The organism is Streptomyces sp. PU-14G (assembly GCF_041028275.1).
Lineage (GTDB): Bacteria > Actinomycetota > Actinomycetes > Streptomycetales > Streptomycetaceae > Streptomyces.
Genome location: NZ_JASKYT010000613.1, coordinates 1 through 3,048 on the forward strand (window position 1 = coordinate 1; position 3,048 = coordinate 3,048).

The following is a 3,048-nucleotide window of genomic DNA, read 5'->3' on the forward strand; positions in this document are numbered from 1 at the left end:
CGGCCGGCGGGGGCGGCCGGCGGGGGGGGGGCCCAGCAGGGCCCACGCGCCAACGCGCGGCTCCGCACCTGCCGATACCCCGCATCCGGCACCCCTCAACCGGCCGCACCCCGCAGCCGGCCGCGCCCCTTGGCCGTGCGGCAGTCGCACCACTCGGCCACGGACCGGCCCGACCTGCCCGGCCGGTCTGTGACACCTGCCTCCCCGCGCCGCAGACCTCACCGGCCAGGCCGCCACCGGCTCACGGCAGCAGCCCGTGGGCCGGGAACACCGCACGACGGGTGGCACGCACCGCCTGGTCCAACCGGTCGGCCGGGTCGTAGCCCGACTCCTCCCAGCCCCGCCAGCGCGGCTCGAGCCCGTCCGTCATCCGCTGCGGAGCGCCCCCGCCGCCCGTCCGCGCGAAGACCTCCTGCCGCCACTCGGCAGGCACCTCGGTCTCGCCCGGCACCGGCGCGCCCGCCGCGATCGCCACCAGGTGCGTCCACGTCCGCGGCACGACGTCCACCACCGCGTACCCCCCGCCGCCGAGCGCCAGCCACCGGCCCTCCGCGTACGTGTGCGCCCACTCGTGCGCGGCCTCGGCGGCCAGCCGCTGCGCGTCCACGCTGACCGCCAAGTGCGCCAGCGGGTCCTCGATGTGGGTGTCGGCGCCGTGCTGCGAGACCAGGAACTGCGGCCGGAACGCCTCCAGCAGCTCGGGCACCACCGCGTGGACGGCCCGCAGCCACCCCTCGTCGGTCGTGCCCGGCGGCAGCGCCACGTTGACCGCGCTCCCCTCGGCCTCCGCACCGCCGCACTCCTGTGGCCAGCCCGTGCCGGGGAACAGCGTGCCGGGGTGCTCGTGCAGGGAGACCGTCAGCACCCGCGGATCGTCCCAGAACGCCGCCTGGACCCCGTCACCGTGGTGCACGTCCAGATCGACGTACGCGACCCGTTCCGCGCCCAACTCCAGAAGCCGGGCGATCGCCAGCGCCGGGTCGTTGTAGACGCAGAAGCCGGACGCGCTCGCGGGCATGGCGTGGTGCAGCCCGCCGGCGAAGTTCACGGCGTGCAGCGCCTTCCCCTGCCAGACGGCTTCGGCCCCGCCCACCGACTGCCCGGCGATCAGCGCCGAGACGTCGTGCATGCGGGCGAACGCCGGGTCGTCGACCGTGCCGAGACCGAACCTCTCGTCCGCCGACGCGGGGTCCGCGGACGCCTGCCGTACGGCCTCGATGTAGTCGGGCCTGTGCACGAGCCGCAACGTCGACTCCCCGACGGGCTTCGCCGCGACCACCCGCAACTCCGGACAGCCCTCCACCCCCAGCGACTCGATCAGGCGCTTCGTGAGCGCGAGCCGTACGGGGTCCATCGGATGCCCACGACCGAAGTCGTAGCCGGTGACGCCCTCATCCCACATCAACTGCGCGCGGCCGCTCATGCCCGCCACCGTATCGGCCGGGCCCGGCGAACGAGGAAGCGCAGGCCAGCGTCACCAGCACCAACACCAACGGGACGAGCATCGCGCCCCGGTAGTCCCAGGCGTCCCCCAGTGCTCCGACGAGCGGCGAACCCACCAGGAACCCGACATAGTTGAAGACGTTCAACCGGGCCACGGCCGCCTCGGACGCCTCAGGGAACAACCGTCCCGCCGCCACGAACGTCTGCGGCACGATCACGCACAGCCCGAACCCCAGCACCGCGAACCCGGCGATCCCGCTCCACGCCCCCGGCGCCACCGTCACCCCCGCGAACCCGAGCGACGCCACCACCGACCCCGCCCGCACGACGAACGCGGCACCCAGCCGCCGCACCGCCAGGTCACCGACCGTCCGCCCCACCAGCGTGGTCACCATGTAGACGTTGTACGGCACCGTCGCCAACTGCTCCGAGCTGCCGAGCACGTCCTGCAGATACTTCGCGCTCCAGTTGGAGACGGTCGAATCCCCGATATAGGCGAAGGCCATCACGAGGCAGAGCGGCAACAGCAGCCTCCAGGAAACAGCGCCCCCGGCCCGGCCCCCCGCCCCGACACATCCCGGATGCCTCTCCTCGCCGGGGTGCCTCTCGTCGCCGTGGTGCCTCTCCTCGCCGGGGTGCCTCCCCTCGCCGGGGAGCCTCCCCTCGCCCGGGTGTTCGTCCCCTTGGCGCTCCCCGCCCTTCTCCGCGGCCCGGTGCTTCTCGTCGTCCACATACCACCGGCTCGCCACCAGCGTCAGCGGCGACAACACGGCCACCACCGGCCCGTACAGCACCAGCAAGGACAACTCCTCGTGGGCCCCCAGCCAGGCGAGCGACGCCCCGGCAATGCCACCGAGACTGTAGGCACCGTGAAAACCCAGCATGATGCTGCGCCCGTACGCCCGCTCCAGACTCACACCGAGCATGTTCATCGCCGCGTCCAGCATGCCCACGGCCATCCCGAACGCCACCAGCGCCGACGCCAGCTGCCCCACACCCTGACCGCCGCCCACCCACACCAGGGCCAGGCACGTCGCGGCCTGCGACCACCGCAGCACCCTGCTCGGCCGCACGCCGCGCACCAGGCGCTCGGCGAGGACACTGCCCACGCCCGCCACCACGGGAACAGCCGCGAGGAAGACCGGAAGCAGCGCGTCGGACACCCCGTACCGCTCCTGGATCGCGGGGATGCGCGTGACGAGCAGCGCGAACACCGCACCCTGCACGAAGAAGGCGGCGGCCAGCGCCAACCGCCCGCGCGGCAGCCGAACCTGAGCCTGCGTCATGGGCGCAGAGCCTAGAACTCCCCGCTACGCGTGGGTAGGTGTACAACGCAAAAAAGAAAGCCCCGTTGGCGTGTGCCAACGGGGCTTTCCCTTACGTATAGTTCGGCGGCGTCCTACTCTCCCACACGCTCCCGCATGCAGTACCATCGGCGCTGAAAGGCTTAGCTTCCGGGTTCGGAATGTAACCGGGCGTTTCCCTCACGCTATGACCACCGAAACACACAACCGGCACAACCCCAAACGTGGGGGTGCTCGGGTTGTTGTCTCAGAACCCACACAGTGGACGCGAGCCTCTATGGACAAGCCCTCGGCCTATTAG

Annotated in this window: 2 protein-coding genes and 1 rRNA gene; all 3 read right to left on the bottom strand. The window is 72.2% G+C overall.

Annotated elements, in window-relative coordinates; all coding sequences use genetic code 11:
* Window positions 1–241: 241 nt before the first annotated feature.
* A complete protein-coding gene (locus tag AB8Z75_RS34025; RefSeq protein ID WP_369208866.1) occupies window positions 242–1,423 on the bottom strand; it encodes an acetoin utilization protein AcuC in 1,182 nt (393 codons plus the stop codon).
* Window positions 1,392–2,729 carry an MFS transporter gene (locus AB8Z75_RS34030; protein ID WP_369208868.1) on the bottom strand — a complete coding sequence of 446 codons (1,338 nt, stop codon included), beginning with the start codon at window positions 2,727–2,729 and terminating at the stop codon, window positions 1,392–1,394. Before AB8Z75_RS34030 ends, AB8Z75_RS34025 begins: the two co-directional genes overlap by 32 nt.
* A gap of 100 nt (window positions 2,730–2,829) precedes the next feature.
* Window positions 2,830–2,946 (bottom strand): 5S ribosomal RNA (rrf, locus tag AB8Z75_RS34035).
* Between the last annotated feature and the right edge of the window lie 102 nt (window positions 2,947–3,048).